The following is an 18,256-nucleotide window of genomic DNA, read 5'->3' as shown; positions in this document are numbered from 1 at the left end:
TTTGCGGCGTTGCTAAGGTATGCCGCGTGCTCGGACATTCACGAAGCTCATCAATGCCTTGACTCCGGGCTTTACACAATCATTTCTGCAGGATGGCTTCATAATGCGCTTCCGTAGCTCTAGCGTGCGGACAAAAGTGACAGCCCTGCTGGTGTCGCTGGTCGCACTGTGGGGGTTCGCCGCCTGGGTGACGCTGCGGGAAGGTGTGAACCTGATCGGCGCCGGCACCGTCGACAGCGGAGCCGTGCAGCCGGCCGAACGGCTCTTGGCCGAGCTGCAACGCGAGCGCCGCCTCACGCTGGTCTCCCTCGGCTCCGGCTCGCGGATGCCCGACCGGGCGGTACGCGAGCAGCGGTCGAAGACCGAGGCCGCCCGCGCCGAGTTCATCGAGTCCGCCACCAGCTTCAGCGTCGAGCTGGCCGCCGACGCCTTGCTGACCCAGCGCCTGTCCGAGACGTACCGGAGTTTGGCCGGCCTGGAGGCGGCCAGGAAGGCGATCGACAGCGGCCGGCCGGACCGCCGCACGGCGGCCGCCTCCTACAACGACATCGTCGACGCTCTCTACCGCATGTTCGACGGCGTGGCCTCGCTCGACGACAAGGAGATCGCCAAGGATGCCCGCACGGTCATCCTGGTGAGCCGGTCGAGCGAGTACCTGGCCCGCGAGGACGCGCTCGTCGCCGGGGTACTGGCCAGAGGCGCCTTCACTCTCACCGAACACACCGACTTCGTACAGATCGCCGGCATCTCCCGCTTCAACCTGGAGCAGGCCGCCCTCCAGCTCCCCGCCGACGACAAGACCGAATACGGCACATGGGTCAAGTCCAAGTCCGTCACCCAGCTGCGCGCACTGGAACAGCGACTCATCCAGCAGGTCGACACGAGCCTGCCGCTGCCCGTGACCGGCGCCGAGTGGCGAGCCGCGGCCGAACCGGCCCGCGCGGGCCTGGAGAAGGTCATCGCCGACGGCGGCGACCGGCTGGTCGCGCGGGCCGTTCCCGGCGCCGTCGGGGTCTTCCTCCGGCTGGTACTCGCCGGCGGACTCGGCCTGATCGCCGTCTTGGCCTCGATCGTCCTGTCCATCACCACCACGAGGCAGCTGCTCGCGCAGCTCAAGAAGCTGCGGGACGCCGCGCACGAGCTGTCCGACGAGCGGCTGCCCCGTCTGGTGGAGCGGATCGGTCACGGTGAGGAGGTGGACCTGGCGCGGGAGGCCCCGTCGCTGGACTTCGGCGACGACGAGATCGGGCAGGTCGGCCAGGCGTTCAACACCATGCAGCGCACCGCGGTCAGCGTCGCCGCCGAGCAGGCCGAGCTGCGCCGCAGCATCCGCGACATCCTGCTCAGCCTGGCCCGCAGGACCCAGGGCCTGGTGCACCGGCAGTTGACCGTACTCGACGTGATGGAGCGGCGTGAGACCGATCCCGAGGAGCTGAAGGAGCTGTTCCGGCTGGACCACCTGGCCATCCGGATGCGGCGCAACGCCGAGAACCTCATCGTGCTCTCCGGCTCCTCACCCGCCCGTACGTGGCGGCGCTCGGTGCCGATGGTCGACGTGGTGCGCGGCGCGCTGGCCGAGGTGGAGGACTACACCCGGGTGACGCTCATGCCGATGGGCGACGTCGTGCTGCTGGGCCGCGCCGTGGGTGACGTCGTCCACCTGCTGGCCGAGCTGATCGAGAACGCGGTCTCCTTCTCCCCGCCCTACACCACCGTCGAGGTCCGCGGGCAACTGGTGGCCAACGGCTACGTGGTCGAGGTCGAGGACCGCGGCCTCGGCATGAAGCCGGAGGACCTGGTGGCCGCCAACGAGCGCATCGCGGACCCCCCGGAGTTCCGCATCACCGGCACCGCGCGCCTGGGCCTGTACGTGGTCAGCCGCCTGGCCGCGCGCCATGGGATCCAGGTCGTGCTCAAGTCCTCGCCATACGGCGGGACCACGGTCGTTGCCCTGCTCCCCCAGCAGCTCGTCCAGCTCGGCGACGAGCCGGAGGAGGGTGATGAGCCGACGCGGCTGCCCCGCAGGAAGGCCGTCGCCACGGCGACGCGGCCGGCCGCGTCGACGACCGTGCGCCGGCTGACGGTGGCCCCGCCGCGCAGAGCCCCCGAACAGGCGCCCGAACGGGAGCGCGTCCTGCCGGAGCCAAGGCGCGCGCGACCGGAGCCCGAACGGGAGAACCCCGTGCCACCCGCCACCGAGTTCACCCCTTCAGGCCTGCCCCTGCGGGTGCCGCAGGCCAACCTTGCCCCCGCTCTGCGTGACGAGGCGTCCGCCGCGCGGCCGAACCCCGAGGAGGACGATGACGAACGCTCGCCGGAGGAGATCCGCGCGATGATGGGATCTCTGCAGTCGGGCACCAATCTGGGCAGGACCGAAGCGGCCAAAATCATGGACGGGCTCAAAGACGAGCAACCGGGAGGCGACACGTGACACCTGGTTCCGGCACGGATCTCAACTGGCTGCTCGACGATCTGATCGGCCGGGTCAAGGAGGCCGAGCACGCCATCGTGCTGTCCTCCGACGGATTGCTGATGGGGTCGTCCGCGGCGTTGGAGCGGACCGACGGCGAGCACCTGTCGGCGGTGGCCTCCGGGCTGCAGAGCCTGGCCAAGGGCCTGTCCGAGCACGTGGGCGGCGGCCCGGTCAAGCAGACGGTGGTGGAGTGGCGCTCGGGCTTCCTCATCGTGACCGTGGCGGGTGAGCGGGCGTGCCTGGCCGTCCTGTGCGCGCAGAACGCGGATATCGGCCTGATCGCGTACGAGATGGCCATGCTCGTCGCCCGCGTCGGCCAGTACCTCACCACGGGCAGCCGCGCCGAGGCCGTGGCCAGGGGTGATCGGTGACCACCTCCGACCACGGCCCCGTGGACGAGCCCTTGGAAGAGCACTGGGTCGATCCGGAGATCATCCGGCCCTACGTGGTGACGCGGGGGCGGACGCAGCCCACGCACGGCAAGTTCGACCTGATCTCCATGGCCCTGGCCATCGGCCCGCCGCCCGGCCCCGAGGCCGGGCTCGACCCCGAACATCTGTCGATCCTGCGGCTCTGCCGCGAGCCCAAGTCCGTTGCCGAGATCGCCGCCTACCTGGATCTGCCCGCGGGCACGATCCGGGTGCTGCTCGGCGACCTGTTCGACAGGGAACTCGTCTCGGCCCAGGAACCGCAATCCGAGGTGGACATGCACGATATGAAGATGTACAGGGCGGTGCTCGATGGCCTTCGATCGCTCTGACCGCCCGCGCCTGCCGACGGCGATCAAGATCCTGGTGGCCGGCGGGTTCGGCGCGGGCAAGACCACGCTGGTCGGCGCGGTCTCCGAGACCCGTCCGCTGCGGACCGAGGAGATCCTGAGCGACCGCGGCGTCGGCATCGACGACATCTCGTCGGTGGAGGGCAAGCGCACGACGACCGTGGCGATGGACTTCGGCCGCATCACGCTCGGCAGCGACTACGTGCTGTACCTGTTCGGCACGCCGGGACAGGAGCGGTTCTGGTTCGTCTGGGACGAGCTGGCCGAGGGCTCGCTGGGCGCGGTCGTCCTGGCCGACACCCGCCGCCTGGCCGACTGCTTCCCCTCGATCGACTACTTCGAGCGCCGCGGCACGCCGTTCGTGGTGGCGGTCAACTGCTTCGAGGGCGCGCAGACGTTCGAGCTCGACGAGGTACGGCTGGCACTCCAGCTGAACCCGTCGATCCCGATCGTCATGTGCGACGCCAGGAAGCGCGATTCGAGCAGGGAGGTGCTGATCACCCTGGTAAAGCATTCCGCCAAACTCCGCGTGGAGCCCGTGGCTCCTTGACGCCGGTCGGGATGCGGCGGATCTTGGCAGGTAGACGCTGCTGAGGGGGCGCCCCATGACGACGTCCGGCGACGACCTGCTGTCCGAGCGGGTGGCGGGCGGGATCCTGCCGAAGGTGCTCACCACGTTCGACATGGTCGCCATCTTCGTGGCGATCGTGCTGTTCATCACGAACGCCGCGGTGATCCAGAGCGCCGGTCCGGCCGCGTTCGGCTGGTGGATCATCGCGTTCGCGCTGTTCCTCATCCCGTGCGCGATCGTGACCGGGCAACTCGGCGCCATGTTCCCCGGCGAGGGCTCGATCTACCTGTGGACCAGCAAGGCTTTCGGACCGTTCTGGGGATTCTTCGCCGGGTTCTGCGCGTGGTGGCCGGGCGTGCTGGTGATGGTGGCCACGGGCACACTGACGATCTCGTTCCTCGGCTTCGTGTTCCCCGCCGTGGGCGGCCTGCCGGTGCAGGCGCAGGGCGGGCTGATCGTGGTGATCCTGGTGCTGGCCGCCGTGCTGGCCGTACTGAGGTTCCGGCTGACGCAGAACGTGGTCAACGTCGTCTTCCTCGCGTACGGCCTGGCCATCCTGCTGATCTTCGCGGCCGGGGTCGCCCACCTGCTGAAGGGCAACGCGGCGGCGACGAACCCGTGGGACTTCGCGGCCTGGAGCCCGTCGGCCGAGCACGGGATCAACTTCGCCAACTGGAGCTTCTTCGGCCTGGCGGTGCTGGCCCTGCTCGGCGTCGAGGTGCCGCTGAACATGGGGGTGGAGATCCGGCAGGACCGCGCGGTCACCCGCTACCTGCTGTGGGGCTCGCTCGCCGTGATGATCGCCTACCTCGCCGCCACCTGGGGCGTGATGGTCTCGGTCCCGGCGGACAAGTCCGCGCAGATCACCTCGGTGGCGGCCGCGGTCGGCATCGGGCTGGGCGACTGGGCGGGCAAGCTGGTGGCGCTCCTGCTGGCGGCGATGTTCTTCATCATCACCGTCGTCTACAACTACTCCTTCGCCCGGCTGATCTTCGTCTCGGGGCTCGACCGGCGGCTGCCCCAGGCCGTCTCGCACGTCAACGCGCAGAAGGTGCCGGACGTGGCGGTGTGGATCCAGACGGTGCTGGCCGCGCTCTTCACCGTGGTGGCGTTCGTCGTGGTGCCCTTCGCGGCGGCCGCACCGGCCGACGCGCAGACCGAGGTCTACAACGTGCTGCAGGCGGCGGTCACGGTCATCTGGTGCCTGTCGATCGTGGTGCTGTTCATCGACGTGCTCATCATCGTGCGCCGCTACCGGACCCAGTTCGAGGCGCGGCGGCTGGCCTCGCCCGCCGTCTTCTGGGTGGCCTCGATCATCGGCGCCCTGGCCTCGCTCGTGGGAGTGGTCGCCACGCTGTCGGGCTCGTGGACGCCGCTGATCTCCAACGACGCCGGCTCGTTCGTCCTGTTCGGGGCGCGGATCGCCTACGGCACGTGGTTCTGGCTGGTGGGCGGCATCGCCCTGGCCTCGCTCCTGGTGGGCGCCCTGTTGTACCTCCTCGGTGCGGGTGGCAGGCAAAAGGGCCCGGCCTGAGCCGGGCCCCTCGACCTGCGAGCGTCAGTGCTTGGTCGCCTGCTCGGCGCCGACACCGGTGAGGGAACGGACCTCGATCTCGGCGTACTTGGCCGCGTTGTACTCCTTGCTCAGGATCGTGCCGAGGTAACCGAACAGGAAGCCCAGCGGGATCGAGATGATGCCCGGGTTGCTCAGCGGGAACCAGTTGAAGGCGGCATCCTTGATCAGGGCCGTCTCCGACCCGGACACCACCGGCGAGAAGATGACCAGCAGAAGGGCGGAGACCAGGCCACCGTAGATGGCGCTGACCGCTCCCGCGGTGTTGAACCTCTTCCAGAACAGGCTGTAGAGGATCGCCGGCAGGTTGCCCGAGGCGGCCACCGCGAACGCCAGCGCCACCAGGAACGCGACGTTCTGCCCCTGGGCCAGGATGCCGAGACCGATCGCGACCGCGCCGATGACGAACGCCGAGATGCGGGCCACCAGCACCTCTTCGCGCTCGGTGGCGTTGCCGCGCCGGAAGACGTGCGCGTACAGGTCGTGCGCGAAGCTGGAGGAGGAGGCCAGCGTGAGCCCGGCCACCACGGCCAGGATCGTGGCGAAGGCCACCGCGCCGATCAGCGCCAGCAGGATCGTGCCGCCCGCCGAACCGAGGAAGATCTCGCCGACGGCCTTGGCCAGCAGCGGCGCGGCCGTGTTGCCCGCCTTGTCCGAGGCGGCGATCGCCTTGCTGCCGACCAGGGCCGCCGCGCCGAAGCCGAGGACCAGGGTGAGCAGGTAGAACACGCCGATGATGCCGATGCCCCAGAGCACCGACTTACGGGCGTCCTTGGCGGTCGGGACCGTGTAGAAGCGGATCAGGATGTGCGGCAGGCCCGCCGTGCCGAGCACCAGGGCGAGGCCGAGGCTGATCAGGTCGATCTTGCCGGCCAGGCCCTGCGCCGCCGTGCCGTACTTGAGGCCGGGGATGAGGAAGCTGCCGTTCTTGCCGCTCTGCGTCGCCGCGTCGCCCAGCAGGGACGACAGGTTGAAGCCGTAGTGCGCCAGGACCAGGATCGTGATCAGGGCGGCGCCGGTCATCAGCAGCACGGCCTTGACGATCTGCACCCAGGTGGTGCCCTTCATGCCGCCGAACACCACGTACACGATCATCAGGGCGCCCACCCCGACGATCGTCCACGCCTTGCCCGAGGGGCTGGTGATGCCGAGCAGCAGGCCGACCAGGGCGCCCGCGCCCACCATCTGCGCCAGCAGGTAGAAGATGCTGACCGTGATCGTGGACACGCCCGCGGCGGTCCTGACCGGGCGCGGGCTCATCCGGAAGGCCAGCACGTCGGCCATGGTGAACTTGCCGGAGTTACGCATCAGCTCGGCGACCAGCAGCAGCGCGACCAGCCACGCCACCAGGAAGCCGATGGAGTAGAGGAACCCGTCGTAGCCGGACAGGGCGATGATGCCGGCGATGCCGAGGAAGGACGCGGCCGACATGTAGTCGCCGCCGATCGCCAGGCCGTTCTGCACGCCGCTGAACGACCGGCCGCCCGCGTAGTAGTCGGCGGCCGTCTTGGTCTGCCTGCTGGCCCAGAACGTGATGCCCAGCGTCAGCGCGACGAAGGACAGGAACAGGATGGTGGCCAGGGTCTCCGACTTCACTTGACCTTCTCCTCGACCTCGTGGCGGAGCTTGTCGGCGATCGGGTCGAACCGCTTCTCCGCGTGCCTGGAGTAGGCCCACGCGATCGCGAACGTCGACACGAACTGGAGCAGGCCGAAGACCAGCGCCACGTTGATGTTGCCGAACAGCTTGATCCCCATGAAGTCACGTGCCCACCCGGACAGCACCACATAGAGCAGGTACCACGCCAGGAAGGCCGCGGTCATCGGGAACGTCCACCGCCGGAAGCGCCGCCTCAGGTCCTGGAATTCAGCGCTTGCTTGGATTTCTTCATAGACGGATGCGTCATGTTCTTTAGTCGTCACGAGCCCTCCACTGTGATGCGGATCACGCACAAGATAGGAGCGCAACCTACCCCGCGTGGAGGCCCGGGGACATGTGGTTCGACGAGCCGCCGCAGCTCAGCGCCTAGTTGGGGCGGGGATGCGATGAAAGGTCCTTTCCACGCGATGAACGGTTCGGGACGGTTCCGGCCCGCTCTGAACCGGGAGATTCTGACCTTACTCTACGTGCTCAAATGACTACCCTGAGCGGCGATTGTCGTGAGACCTTCCGGCATGCTGATCTGATCCGCGTGATTCCATCGCAGGATCGGCTGACCCGTGACCTCTACGCGGCGATGGGGCAGGGAGCGAACCCGGACGAACTGGGCGAGGCGATCTCGCGCGCCATCGCGAAGTGGGTGAGCCACGACGCGCTGCGGCTGGTCGGCACCAGCCCGTCGACCGGGCTGGGGCTCGGGTCCTTCAGCTTCTGGCACCGCTACGAGCCGGCACTCATCCGCGCGCTCGCGATGAGCCGCTACCTCGACGGCGATCCGTGCCGCCCGGCCGCGCTGGCCCGACTGCCCGTGCCGGTGGGCCTGGTGGGCACGGGAAGCATCGCCAGCTGCAAGCAGCACGGCGACGGGCCGTGCGACCTGCACGGCGACCGGCTGACGCGGGAGGTGCTGCTGGCGCACGGCGCGGGCTGCGAGCTCCGGCTGCTGCTGCGCGACTCCCACGGCGTGTGGGGGTTGCTCGGACTGATCCGCTCGGAGGGCGGCCGGCCGTTCAGCCCCGAGGACGCGGACAGAGCGGTGCGGCTGGCCCCGGCGCTGCTGGCCGCGCTGCGCCGCTATGTGACCGTCGCGCCGCTGACCCCGTCGTTCCCAGCGCTGCCCGCGGGCCTGATCGTGATAGGCCCCGACCACGCCATCCGCGCGGTCACGCCGCAGGCGCGTGCGTGGCTGGCGCAGATGTGGACGCCCGGCCGGTGCGACCTGCCCGGCTGGCTGGCCGACACGTCGATGGAATGCCTGTCACTCGACACGCGGACATACGCCCGCGATCCAGATTCCTGGCGGCCGCGGATCTGCGCGCCGGCGGCCATCTTCGGCCGCTGGACAATGATCGAGGGCCAGCCTCTCTCCCCCGACGGCGACGGCGACGTGGCCATCGTCATCCAGGCGGCCACCGGCCCGCTGCTGCTCCCGTCGTTCTGCGAGTGGTACGGCATCACGCCGCGCGAACGGTGCGTCGTGGAATGCCTGTACGACGGCGCGGCCCCCAAGCAGATCGCCCGCCACCTGGGCCTGTCGGTGCACACTGTCAACGACCATCTCAAGGCGGTGTTCCGAAAGACGGGCGCGAGCGGCAGAGACGAGCTCATGGCCGCGCTCACCGGCTGACGGCCGTCACCCCTTGACCGCACCGGCCGTGAGCCCTTCGACGATGTAGCGGCGGATCACGGCGAACAGCACCAGCGTCGGCAGCACCGAGACAACGGTGGCGGCGGCCATCGAACCCCAGTCGATGTCGTACTGGGTGATGAAGGAGTTCATGGCGACCGGGATCGTCTTGGCGTCCTCGCTGTCGATGAACGTGATCGCCAGGAACAGCTCGTTCCAGCACTGCACGAACGCGAAGATGAACGTCGCGGCGATGCCCGGCAGCATGACCGGGATCACCACCCGGACCATGGCGACCAGCCGGGACGCGCCGTCGACCTGCGCGGCCTCCTCGAGCGCCACGGGGATGCGCTCGTAGAAGCCGCGCATGATGATCGTGGCGAACGGCACCAGCATGGCGACGTACACGAGCATGAGCCCGGCGAGCCGGTTGAGCAGGTCGAGGTCGGACATCAGCAGATAGAGCGGGCCGAGCGCGATGAACAGCGGGATCATCTGGGTGACCAGGAACGCCAGCATGAGCGCTCCGCGCCCGGGAAAGGTGAAGCGGGCCAGCGTGTAGCCGCCGAGCACGCCGATCATGGTCACCGCCCCGGCGGCCACCAGCGAGACGAGCAGGCTGTTGAGCAGGTACACGCCGAAGTCGGCGAACGAGAACAGGTCCGCGTAGTGCTCGAACGTCACCTTGCCCGGCCAGTACCTGATCGGCAACGAGAAGATCTCGGCCTTGGGCTTGAGCGAGGTGATGACGATCCAGTAGAGGGGGAAGAGCGTGATCAGCAGCCAGACGCCGAGCACGATCGCTTTGGCCAGGCGTCTCATCGGGCCTTCTCGAATCGGGTGGCGTTGAGGTAGAAGACGGTGAAGGCGAGCAGCAGGCCGAGGATGAGCATGCCGACCGCGCCCCCTCGGCCGTAGTCGCCGCCGATCACCTGCTGGATGAGGAACGTGGTGATGATGTCGGTGCTCCCCGCGGGCCCGCCGCCGGTCATGGAGTAGATCAGGTCGGGGAAGTTCAGGATCCAGATGATCCGCAGCAGCACGATCAGCGCCAGCGTCGGCCGGATGTGCGGCAGCGTCACGTGCCAGAACTGCCGGATCCGTGACGCCCCGTCCACGTCCGCCGCCTCGTAGAGCTCACGGGGCACCGACTGCAGGGCCGCCATGATCATGATGGCGAAGAACGTCACGCCGTACCAGACGTTGGCGACGATCACCGAGGTCATCGCCCAGCCGGGCGTGGCGAGGAAGCCGATGCGGTGCTCGATGATCCCGGTCCTGAGCAGCAGGTCGTTGATCACGCCGAACTGCCCGTTGAACATCCACCGCCACAGCAGCCCGATCAGGAACCCGGACATCGCCCAGGGGAAGAACACCCACGCCTGATAGAGCCCCCGGCCGCGGAAGTGCCGCCGCAGCAACAGCGCTAACCCGAAGCCGAGGACGAACTGGAAGAACAGCGACACGACCACCCACGTACCGGTGTTGCGGAGCGCCGTCCAGAACCGGTCCTCAGCCAGCACGGCCCGGAAGTTCTCCAGGCCGACGAACGGCGTCGAGGTCAGGTCGAACAGGTTGTAACGCTGGAAGGCGATCACCGCGCCGCGGATCATCGGGTAGTACGTGAAGAGCACCACGAAGACCACGCCGGGCAGCAGGCACAGCGCGATGAACCTGGCCTTGCGGGCGGAGAACGCGGGTCTGGCCGATCCCAGGCTCACGAGACCTTCTTCGCCTGGTCCGTCCAGAACGCGTCCCACGACTTGAGCACCTCGGCCGTGGTCTTCTTGCCGGTGAGCAGCGCCTGCACATCACGGTCGGAGTCGACCTGGAACTGGCTCCAGCCCGGGTAGTCGACCGGCCGGATCGTGATCACCTGCTTGGGGTCCTGCTGCGCCTGAAGGTAGGCCTTCCAGGCGCCCTGGGAGAACTGCGGGTCGCCCTGGGCCTGCTTGGAGATCGGGATGAGCGAGTTGCCCTTGGCGAAGGCGATGCTCTGCTTGGCCTCCGACAGGAACTGCACGAGCTTGACCGCTTCCTTCGGGTGCTCGCTGAAGGACGTCACGCCCCAGCCCGCGTAGCCGACCGGCTGGAAGGCGTACCCCGACGGGCCCTTGGGGATCGGGGCCGTGGACCAGGCCTTGACCGAGCTCTCCTCGACCGTCTTGATCACCTCGGGGTCCTGGATGAGCATGCCGGTGACGCCCGAGGTGAAGCCCTGAACCATCTCCGGGTAGCCCCACGACACCGAGTCGGGTGGCGACGTCTCCTTGAAGATCTTCACGAACAGGTCCGTGGCCTGGACCGCCTCGGGGGTCGAGAAGATCGTCCGCTTGTCCTTGAGGAAGAAGGACTTCTCGGGGTTCAGGGCCTCGCCGTTGTAGGCGCTGATCATCTGGACCACGTAGTCGGCGCCGCCCTTGCCACCCCGGAAGGAGTAGCCGAACCGGTCGCCCGAGGTCATCTTCTTGCCGGCCTCGTAGAGCTCCTGCCAGGTCGTGGGCGGCTGGGCCATGCCCCAGTCGGTCCGGTAGAACAGCGTGCGCTCATAGAAGCCGTACGGGATGAGGTACGGCTTGCCGCCGACCTCGACCGCCTTCTTCTGGGCCAGCTCCGTCAGGTCGGACCAGCCCGCCCAGTCCGTGGTCGGCAGCTCGGCCAGCCAGCCGTTGTTGGAGAAGGACTTGGCCGTGTGGTCACGAACCTCCAGCACGTCCAGGCCCTTCTTCGTCTGCAGGATCTGGGTGATCTTCTGGTCGGCGCTGTCGAGCGGCGGCGAGATCAGCTCCACCTTGATCTTCGGGTTGGCCTTCTCGAAGTCCGCGATCAAGGTCTTGATCAGCTTCGTCCGCTCGGGACTGGTCAGGCTTTCGATCATGCGCAGCCGTACCTCTCCCGAGGACGACCCGGAGCCGCAGCCCGCGAGCATCAGTGTCGCGGCGGTGAAGACCGCAAGCAGGGGGGTTCTCATCTGAGCCTCCAGAGAGGTAAGACAGCGCTGTCAATCACGCTAGGGGACTGACACCCTCCAGCGCTAGACCGAGGTCCTTGATCAACGTATCGGCGGGCTCCAGCCCGACCGACAGGCGGACCAGCCCGATCGGGATGCCCATGGTCGCTCGTACGCTCTCCTCGGTCGAGAGCGCGGGCGCGTTGACCAGACTCTCAAACCCTCCCCAAGACACCCCAATCCTGAAATATCGCAACAAATCGATGAATGCTGCGACCGCTGGCCGGGACTCGGTGGCCAGTTCCAGGCTGAACAAGCTTGAGAAGCCGGACATCTGGCGCAGCGCCATCGCGTGGCCGGGATGCGAGGGCAGCCCCGGATAGTTGACCGTCCGCACCGCCGGATGCTCCGCCAGGAACCCGGCCACCGCCAGCCCCCGCTCCTGGTGCGCCGCCATCCGCACCGGCAGCGTACGCAGCCCCTTGATCACCTTGGCCGCGTCGTGCGGTGACATGGCCGCCCCGTAGAGCTGGTACTCGGTCAGCGCCAGCGGCCTGATGAGCCGCGACGGCCCGACCACCACGCCGCCGACCAGGTCGCTGTGGCCGCCGATGTACTTCGACAGCGAGTGCACGACCAGGTCCACGCCGAGCGTCAGCGGCTTCTGGAAGATCGGCGTGGACCAGGTGTTGTCCATCACGCTCACCAGCCCGCGCTCCCGCGCCCACGCGGTCACTTCGGCGATGTCCACGACCGCGTAGGCCATGTAGGAGGGAGACTCGAAGTAGAGTAGGCGGGTGTTCGCCCTGATAGCGCTGTCACAGCCTTCGAGATCGTCGACGTGCGTATGCGTGACGCCGAACTTCTCCAGGTAACGCAGGAACTGCGTGGTGGGGCCATAGATGGCGCCCAGCACCAGCACGTGGTCACCGGACTTGACCAGCGAGGAGATGGTCGCGGCGATCGCGCCCATCCCGGAGGCGAAGCACTTGGCCCGCTCCCCCCGCTCCAGCGCGGCGAGCTTGCGCTGCGCCAGGTCGACCGTCGGGTTGGTGCCCCGCCAGTAGACGTAGCGCTCGTCCTCGTTCTTGATGGCCTCGCCGAGCTCGCCGGCCGTCTCGAAGGTGAACAGGGAGTTCTCGAACACCGGCGGGTTGACCGCGCCCAGCATCCACGGTTCGTCCTCGCCCAGCCGGCCACAGATCCATTCATCATCCATGGGGGCACCATATGACAGCAGCGAGGGACCGTAGCCGCCGCCTGCCGACCATGGCAGACGTGGCCAGGCACGCGGGTGTGAGCCTGAAGACCGTCTCGCGGGTGGTCAACCAGGAGCCGCACGTGAGCGCCCCGGTGCAGCAGCGGGTGCAGGCGGCGATCAGCGCGCTCGGCTTCCGCCGTAACGAGGCGGCCAGCCGCCTGGCCCGCCGCGCCACCATGCTGACGCTCGGCCTGATCATGGAGAACATCTCCAACGAGTTCTACTCCCGCCTGGCCAAGGCGGTGGAGGCGGCGGCGGCCGAGCACGAGGCGCTGGTGGTCTTCGGCTCGTACGAGGAACGGCCGGAGCGGGAACGGATGCTCGTGGAGTCCATGTACGCCCGGGGGGTCGACTCGCTGATCATCGTGCCGTCGGCCGCCGACCACGGCTGGCTCGCCGAGCACGGCGGCCTCACCACGGTGTTCGTGGACCGGGTGCCGCACGGCCTGGAGCGGGCGGACGTGGTGCTGCTGGACGACGTCAGGGGCGGGCGGATCGCGACGGAGCACCTGCTGGCGCGCGGGCACCGGCGCATCGGGCTGATCTCCGACGACGAGGCGTTCAGCTCGGTCCACGACCGCGCCTCCGGTTACCGCGCGGCGCTGCGGGAGGCGGGGGTGCCGGTGGACGAGTCGCTGGTGGTGCGGGGGGTGTTCGACCCGTGGCGGGCCGGGCAGGAGGTGACCCGGCTACTCTCGCTGGCCGATCCGCCGACGGCGTTCTTCGCCACCAACAACCGGGCCGCGATCGGCATCCTCCAGGCGCTGCGCGAGCGGCCCGAACGCCCCGCGTACGTGGGGTTCGACGACTTCGCGCTGGCGGACGTGTTCAACCCGGGGGTGACGGTGGTGCGCTACGACGTGACGCGGCTGGGGCGGAGCGCGGTGGACCTGCTCCTGGACCGCTCGGACACCCCGCGGCGGGTCGAGGTCCCGGTCGAGCTGGTCGCCCGCGGCTCCGGCGAGCTGCCCCCTTAGGACCATCAGGACGAGCGGGGCCGCCAGTCGCCGCGGTCGAGGTCGAGGTCCTCGGGCGTGTGCAGCCGGACCATGGTCCGCGCCACACCCGCCGGGACCCGGTGCGGCGTCAGGAACGACACCGACACCATCACCGCGAACGCGATCGGCACCGTCCAGGCGGCCGGCTGGGCCAGCAGCGCGCCGGCGATCCCGTCGTACGGGCCGCCGGTGATCGTGGCCAGCACCGCCGCGCTGGCCAGGCCGCCGCCCACGAACAGCCCGGCCAGCGCGCCCGTGGTGCTGAGCCGGCGCCACCAGATGCCGAGCACGAGCAGCGGGCAGAACGACGAGGCCGCCACCGCGAACGCCAGCCCCACCACGTCCGCCACCGGCAGCGCCCGCGCCCACAGCGCCAGGCCCAGCGGCACGGCGACCGCCATCAGCGTCGCGGCCCTGAACGAGCGGACGCTGCCCTTCAGCAGGTCCTGGGCGATCACCCCGGCCACCGACACGGTCAGCCCCGACGAGGTGGACAGGAACGCCGCGAACGCCCCCGCCGTGACCAGCGCGGTCAGCACATCGCCCAGGGTGCCGCCGATCATCCGTCCCGGCAGGGTCAGCACGACCGCGTCGGTCCGCACCAGGTCGGGCGCGTACATCCGGCCCAGCCAGCCGTACAGCGCGGGCAGCAGGTAGAAGGCGCCGAGCAGCGACAGCACCACGAGCGTGGTGCGGCGGGCGGCCCGGCCGTCCGGGTTGGTGTAGAAGCGGACGAGCACGTGCGGCAGGCCCATCGTGCCCAGGAACGTGGCCAGGATCAGCGAGTACGTCGAGTACAGGCCGTACTCCTTGCCGCCGGCGAGCGGCACCTGCCAGGTGACCGCGTCGGCCGCGCTCACCGCGGGCCTCCCGTCGGTGTGCCAGGCCATGAGCAGGAACACCAGCGGCACGGCCAGCGCCGTCAGCTTGAGCCAGTACTGGAACGCCTGCACGAACGTGATCGACCGCATGCCGCCCGACATCACGTTGACCGCGACCACGACCGCCACCAGCAGCCCGCCCACCCACACCGGCGCCCCGGTGACCGTCCGCAGCACCAGGCCCGCGCTCTGGAACTGCGGCATCAGGTAGAGCCAGCCGATGAGTACCACCAGCACGCTGGCCGTCCGGCGCACGGTCATCGACTCCAGCCTGGCCTCGGCGAAGTCGGGCAGCGTGTACGCCCCCGAGCGGCGCAGCGGCGCGGACACCAGCACGAGCAGCACGAGGTAGCCGCCGGTCCAGCCGACGGGCAGCCACAGCATGTCGGCGCCGAACGACAGGATCAGCCCCGCCACCCCGAGGAACGACGCCGCCGACAGGTACTCCCCGCCGATCGCCGAGGCGTTCCACAACGGGCTGACCGAGCGGGAGGCGACGTAGAAGTCGGAGGTCGTCCGGGAGAACCGGATGCCGAACGCCCCGATGAGCACGGCCGCCACCACCACGACGACGATCGCGATCAGGCTCATGGGCGTTCGACCAGGTCGGCGAAGTGGCGCTCGTTGCGTTCGGCCTGGCGTACGTAGAGCCAGGCGCCCACCACGAAGGCCGGATAGATGAGGCCGGCGAGCACCGCCCACGGGAGCGGGATGCCCAGCAGGTCCACCTCGCGCAGCTCCGGGATGGCCAGGAACAGCAGCGGCAGGCCGCCCACCACGCACCCCAGCACGGTGCAGACGAACAGCGCGAGGCGGAACTGGGTACGCAGCAGCGAGCGCATGTACACCTCGCCGAGGTGCGTCTGCTCGTCGATCTCGCGGGTGGCCGGGAAGCGCGGGCGGCGGGCGGCGGCGGTCCTGGGGCTGGTCACCGTGACCCGGCGGGCCGTGTCGTGGCGGGCGAGCGGCACCCGGCGGGCGGGGCGGGGTTCCGGGCTCACTCCAGCCGTCCTCTCTTGGCTCTGCGGACGAGCAGGTCGCGCAGTTCGCGGGTGTGGCGGCGGCTGACCGGGATCTCGGTGTCGCCCACCCGGACCGTGCACTTGCCCGAGTCGATGTGCAGTTCCTCGATGTGCTTGACCGCGACCAGATGGCTGCGGTGCACCCGGACGAACCCGGCCGAGGCCCAGCGATCCTCCAGCGTGGCCAGCGGGATGCGGACCAGGTGGTTGCCCGTGGCGGTGTGCAGGCGGGCGTAGTCGCCGTGCGCCTCGACGTACACGACGTCGGCGCTGGACACGAACCGGGTCACGCCGCCCAGCTCGACCGGGATCGTGTCGGACTCGCCGAGTTCGACCGGCACGTCGGCCGAGACGGCCACCCGCCTGATCGCCTCGGCCAGCCGTTCCGGGCGCACCGGTTTGAGGAGGTAGTCCTCGGCCTTGATCTCGAAGGCGTCGACCGCGTGCTCCTCGTAGGCGGTGACGAACACGACCCGCGGCGGATTGGCGAACTGCGACAGCAGCCGCCCGAGCACCACCCCGTCCAGCCCGCGCATCCGGATGTCGAGGAAGACGGCGTCGATCGGCCGGCCGTCGGCGATGGCACGGTCGAGCAGCCTCAGCGCCGCGGCACCGTCCCTGGCGGTGGCCACCTCCCCGATGCGGGGGTCGGCGCGGAGTAAGTACGACAGGTCTTCCAGAGCGGGTAGCTCGTCGTCAACGGCGAGGACCCGGAGTTGTGCCATAGACAGTGATAAAACAGACAACAAAGATCGAGGTCAACGGGCTGAGACGCCGGGGTGATATTTCGGCAACCTGATGTTGACCTTCGTGCCCGCGCCGGGGCCCGTCTCGACGACCAGCCCGTACTCGTCTCCGTACACCTGGCGCAGCCGCTCGTCCACGTTGGCCAGCCCGACCCCGCCCGCGGGGGCCACCTCACCTGCGAGGATGCGGCGCAGCCGGTCGGGCTCCATGCCGAGGCCGTCGTCCTCGACTCCGATGCGGCACTCGGCTCCGGCGTCCTCGGCGACGATCGTGATGCGGCCGACGCCGTTCTTGCTCTCCAGGCCGTGGCGGACGGCGTTCTCCACCAGCGGCTGCAGGCAGAGGAACGGCACCGCCACGGGCAGCACCTCGGGGGCGATGCGGAGCGTCACCTGGAGCTGGTCGCCGAAACGGGCGCGTTCGAGGATCAGGTAGCGGTCGATCGAGCGCAGCTCCTCGGCCAGCGTGGTGAACTCGCCGTGCCGGCGGAAGGAGTAGCGGGTGAAGTCGGCGAACTCCAGCAGCAGTTCGCGGGCGCGTTCCGGGTCGGTGCGGACGAACGACGCGATCGTGGTCAGCGAGTTGTAGATGAAGTGCGGCGAGATCTGCGCCCGCAGCGCCCGTACCTCCGCCTCCATCAGCAGCGTGCGGGAGCGGTCCAGCTCGGCCAGTTCCAGCTGCGAGTCCACCCAGCCGGCCACCTCCTGGGCGGCCTTGACCAGCCCCGCCGAGGCGTGCGGGCCGTAGGCCGCCAGCGCGCCGACGACCCGGTCGTCGGTGCTGAGCGGCACGACCACGGCGTTCCTGATCGGGCATTCGAGCAGCTCGCACTCGATGGCGAGCACCTGGATGCGGCCGTCCTTCAGCGTCGCTCCCGCGTGCTCGAACGCCTGCCTCGCGTGGTGCTCGCCCGCGCCGTCGTAGACGAGCAGCCGCTCGCCGTCGGTGATCGCCAGCGCCGATGAGCCGAGCAGCGTACGCAGGTGCCGCGACGCCTTCTGCGCGCCCTCCTCGGTCAGCCCGGGGCGCAGCGGCGGCCCCGCCAGGGACGCGGTGTGCAGGGTCTCGAACGTCGCCCGCTCCGCCGGGCTGGTGCCCAGCTCGCGCCGACCGCGCAGGACCCGCCAGAGCACGATCGCGGGCACGCCCACGAGCACGGTCACCACGGCAAATCCGACCAGGTACTCCACGCCGCCGGAGCTTAGTGGCCACCTTGACGCTTTCACAGTCCAGATCTACCGAAATGCGGCACTGCTGCGTCTCGTCACCCGGCCGCCGAAGGCCGAGCGGGTCATCCCGCAGGAAGCGCTTGAGAGATCAGCTCGGCGTAGGAGCCGGCCTCCTCCTCCGAGGCGTACTTGGTGCGTGGCCAGAAGAAACCGCGCAACCCGTCCTTCGGATTGCGCGGCACCACGTGGACGTGCAGATGCGCCACGCTCTGGCTGATCCGGTTGTTCATCGCGACGAACGTGCCCGCCGCCTCCAGCCCCTCCTCGACCGCGCGGGTCACCAACTGGACCCGCTCGAAGAACGGGCCGACGTCGCCGAGGTCGCCGAACGTCTCGACATGGAGCCTCGGTACGACCAGCACATGGCCCTTGAAGACCGGGCGGGTGTCGAGGAAGGCGACCACGACCTCGTCGGAGTGGACGATGTGGGCGGGCCGCTCGCCCGCGACGATCTCGCAGAACAGGTCGTTGCTCACCGGCCGACCCT

Annotated in this window: 18 protein-coding genes; 7 read left to right on the top strand and 11 right to left on the bottom strand. The window is 69.3% G+C overall.

The window, feature by feature from the left end; translation table 11 throughout:
• Nucleotides 1-136 precede the first annotated feature (136 nt).
• Genes AB0F17_RS40000 through AB0F17_RS39980 form a run of 5 tightly spaced genes read left to right on the top strand, consistent with a single transcriptional unit; the run spans nucleotide 137 to nucleotide 5,356 of the window.
• Nucleotides 137-2,431 (top strand): nitrate- and nitrite sensing domain-containing protein, encoded by a 2,295-nt coding sequence (locus AB0F17_RS40000; RefSeq protein WP_358034053.1) that lies wholly within the window; start codon nucleotides 137-139, stop codon nucleotides 2,429-2,431.
• The gene (locus AB0F17_RS39995) at nucleotides 2,428-2,844 is read left to right on the top strand and encodes a roadblock/LC7 domain-containing protein (RefSeq protein ID WP_358034050.1); all 417 of its coding nucleotides are present in this window, start codon (nucleotides 2,428-2,430) and stop codon (nucleotides 2,842-2,844) included. The genes AB0F17_RS40000 and AB0F17_RS39995 overlap by 4 nt, the downstream gene beginning before the upstream one ends.
• A complete protein-coding gene (locus AB0F17_RS39990) occupies nucleotides 2,841-3,233 on the top strand; it encodes a DUF742 domain-containing protein (protein ID WP_358034047.1) in 393 nt (130 codons plus the stop codon). The genes AB0F17_RS39995 and AB0F17_RS39990 overlap by 4 nt, the downstream gene beginning before the upstream one ends.
• Nucleotides 3,214-3,801: an ATP/GTP-binding protein gene (locus AB0F17_RS39985; protein ID WP_358034043.1), complete on the top strand. Its 588-nt coding sequence runs from the start codon at nucleotides 3,214-3,216 to the stop codon at nucleotides 3,799-3,801. Before AB0F17_RS39990 ends, AB0F17_RS39985 begins: the two co-directional genes overlap by 20 nt.
• A gap of 55 nt (nucleotides 3,802-3,856) precedes the next feature.
• Nucleotides 3,857-5,356 carry an APC family permease gene (locus AB0F17_RS39980; protein WP_358034040.1) on the top strand — a complete coding sequence of 500 codons (1,500 nt, stop codon included), beginning with the start codon at nucleotides 3,857-3,859 and terminating at the stop codon, nucleotides 5,354-5,356.
• A gap of 24 nt (nucleotides 5,357-5,380) precedes the next feature.
• Here the strand turns inward: AB0F17_RS39980 and AB0F17_RS39975 are convergent, their stop codons facing one another.
• On the bottom strand, nucleotides 5,381-6,991 hold the full coding sequence (locus tag AB0F17_RS39975; protein WP_358034036.1) for a cation acetate symporter: 1,611 nt from the start codon (nucleotides 6,989-6,991) through the stop codon (nucleotides 5,381-5,383).
• Complete coding sequence (locus tag AB0F17_RS39970; RefSeq protein ID WP_358034033.1) at nucleotides 6,988-7,317, bottom strand: DUF485 domain-containing protein; 330 nt, start codon at nucleotides 7,315-7,317, stop codon at nucleotides 6,988-6,990. Before AB0F17_RS39970 ends, AB0F17_RS39975 begins: the two co-directional genes overlap by 4 nt.
• Nucleotides 7,318-7,586: 269 nt before the next feature.
• Here AB0F17_RS39970 and AB0F17_RS39965 point away from each other — a divergent pair, with 269 nt between their 5' ends.
• A complete protein-coding gene (locus tag AB0F17_RS39965) occupies nucleotides 7,587-8,681 on the top strand; it encodes a helix-turn-helix transcriptional regulator (protein ID WP_358034030.1) in 1,095 nt (364 codons plus the stop codon).
• 6 nt (nucleotides 8,682-8,687) lie between these two features.
• On the opposite strand, the gene AB0F17_RS39960 is transcribed toward AB0F17_RS39965, so the two are convergent.
• From AB0F17_RS39960 to AB0F17_RS39945, 4 genes are read right to left on the bottom strand one after another with little or no spacing between them, the layout of a single operon-like run.
• Nucleotides 8,688-9,503, bottom strand: a complete 816-nt coding sequence (locus AB0F17_RS39960) for a carbohydrate ABC transporter permease (RefSeq protein WP_358034027.1) — start codon at nucleotides 9,501-9,503, stop codon at nucleotides 8,688-8,690.
• Nucleotides 9,500-10,402 carry a sugar ABC transporter permease gene (locus tag AB0F17_RS39955; RefSeq protein WP_358034024.1) on the bottom strand — a complete coding sequence of 301 codons (903 nt, stop codon included), beginning with the start codon at nucleotides 10,400-10,402 and terminating at the stop codon, nucleotides 9,500-9,502. The genes AB0F17_RS39960 and AB0F17_RS39955 overlap by 4 nt, the downstream gene beginning before the upstream one ends.
• On the bottom strand, nucleotides 10,399-11,652 hold the full coding sequence (locus AB0F17_RS39950) for a sugar ABC transporter substrate-binding protein (protein WP_358034021.1): 1,254 nt from the start codon (nucleotides 11,650-11,652) through the stop codon (nucleotides 10,399-10,401). The genes AB0F17_RS39955 and AB0F17_RS39950 overlap by 4 nt, the downstream gene beginning before the upstream one ends.
• Nucleotides 11,653-11,686: 34 nt before the next feature.
• Nucleotides 11,687-12,850 (bottom strand): PLP-dependent aspartate aminotransferase family protein, encoded by a 1,164-nt coding sequence (locus tag AB0F17_RS39945; RefSeq protein WP_358034018.1) that lies wholly within the window; start codon nucleotides 12,848-12,850, stop codon nucleotides 11,687-11,689.
• Between the two features lie 11 nt (nucleotides 12,851-12,861).
• On the opposite strand from AB0F17_RS39945, the gene AB0F17_RS39940 reads away from it, so the two are divergent.
• Entirely contained in the window at nucleotides 12,862-13,869 is a 1,008-nt protein-coding gene (locus AB0F17_RS39940) for a LacI family DNA-binding transcriptional regulator (RefSeq protein ID WP_358034015.1), read from the top strand.
• 5 nt (nucleotides 13,870-13,874) lie between these two features.
• On the opposite strand, the gene AB0F17_RS39935 is transcribed toward AB0F17_RS39940, so the two are convergent.
• The 5 genes from AB0F17_RS39935 to AB0F17_RS39915 all read right to left on the bottom strand — a co-directional run bounded on the left by AB0F17_RS39935 (nucleotide 13,875) and on the right by AB0F17_RS39915 (nucleotide 18,245).
• Nucleotides 13,875-15,362 (bottom strand): cation acetate symporter, encoded by a 1,488-nt coding sequence (locus tag AB0F17_RS39935; RefSeq protein WP_358034012.1) that lies wholly within the window; start codon nucleotides 15,360-15,362, stop codon nucleotides 13,875-13,877.
• Nucleotides 15,359-15,772 carry a hypothetical protein gene (locus tag AB0F17_RS39930; RefSeq protein WP_358034009.1) on the bottom strand — a complete coding sequence of 138 codons (414 nt, stop codon included), beginning with the start codon at nucleotides 15,770-15,772 and terminating at the stop codon, nucleotides 15,359-15,361. The genes AB0F17_RS39935 and AB0F17_RS39930 overlap by 4 nt, the downstream gene beginning before the upstream one ends.
• Nucleotides 15,769-16,518: a LytTR family DNA-binding domain-containing protein gene (locus AB0F17_RS39925; RefSeq protein WP_358034007.1), complete on the bottom strand. Its 750-nt coding sequence runs from the start codon at nucleotides 16,516-16,518 to the stop codon at nucleotides 15,769-15,771. Before AB0F17_RS39925 ends, AB0F17_RS39930 begins: the two co-directional genes overlap by 4 nt.
• A gap of 33 nt (nucleotides 16,519-16,551) precedes the next feature.
• Nucleotides 16,552-17,730, bottom strand: a complete 1,179-nt coding sequence (locus tag AB0F17_RS39920; RefSeq protein WP_358034005.1) for a histidine kinase — start codon at nucleotides 17,728-17,730, stop codon at nucleotides 16,552-16,554.
• Between the two features lie 101 nt (nucleotides 17,731-17,831).
• Complete coding sequence (locus AB0F17_RS39915; RefSeq protein WP_358034003.1) at nucleotides 17,832-18,245, bottom strand: HIT family protein; 414 nt, start codon at nucleotides 18,243-18,245, stop codon at nucleotides 17,832-17,834.
• Nucleotides 18,246-18,256 lie beyond the last annotated feature (11 nt).

This window comes from Nonomuraea sp. NPDC026600, from assembly GCF_040638335.1.
Lineage (GTDB): Bacteria > Actinomycetota > Actinomycetes > Streptosporangiales > Streptosporangiaceae > Nonomuraea.
This window is presented reverse-complemented; position numbering and strand designations above follow the sequence as displayed.